Source organism: Weissella sp. DD23 (genome assembly GCF_001579105.1).
In the GTDB taxonomy this organism is placed as follows: domain Bacteria; phylum Bacillota; class Bacilli; order Lactobacillales; family Lactobacillaceae; genus Weissella; species Weissella cibaria.
Genome location: NZ_KQ970390.1, coordinates 472,195 through 472,995 on the forward strand (window position 1 = coordinate 472,195; position 801 = coordinate 472,995).

Below are 801 nucleotides of genomic sequence, written 5' to 3' on the forward strand. Positions count from 1 at the left end.
CCAATACTTCATAACCCTCAGTCCGACTCAGTTGTTCTGCCATCGCTGCACCAATGGCCCCCAAACCCCAAATTGCAATTCTAGTCATCAATCAGCACCGCCAAATCTTTGTAGAAGTCCGGGTACGAGACAGCAATTGTCCCAATTTCTTCCCGCAGCTTAACGTTGCTGGTTAGCAATTTTGCAACCGCTTGAAGCATGGCAATTCGGTGGTCATCATAATCTACCAAGGGTTGATTTGGAACCTGCAAATGGTCAACACCCGCTATCAAAAAGCCATCGGGCGTCTCATTGATTTGGGCACCAAATGCCTGCAATGTCTTAGTAACGGTCACAATCCGATTACTTTCTTTTATGCGGAGTTCACTAGCATCGAGCACACGACTATCTCCCTGGGATAATGCCAGGGCCAACGCCAAAATGGGCAATTCATCAATCATCGTCGGTACTTCCATCCCGGCAATCGTCGTACCAATGAGCATTTCAGCACTTGTGACCTGGATGTCAGCAATCGGCTCGCCATTTTGTGTGCGTTCGTGCGTCAATGTAATGTTAGCCCCCATCCGACGCAACACTGTCAGAACGCCCGAGCGTGTTTCATTCACATTTACATCTGTCAAGACGACGTCACTATTTGGTTGAAGCGTTGCGCCAACTAACCAAAAGGCTGCCGCAGACATATCAGCTGGCACTGTGACCGTTGTTGCTACTAATTGTTGATTTCCCGCGACAAAAATCATCTCCGCCTGACAATCAACGGCTACCCCAAAACTAGATAACATGTTTTCCGTGTGATTACGT

1 pseudogene is annotated in these 801 nt (G+C 48.1%); it reads right to left on the reverse strand.

Annotated features, from left to right (window positions below):
* Nucleotides 1-80 precede the first annotated feature (80 nt).
* Nucleotides 81-801: pseudogene (locus WEIDD23_RS14365) on the reverse strand (3-phosphoshikimate 1-carboxyvinyltransferase); the annotation flags it as partial.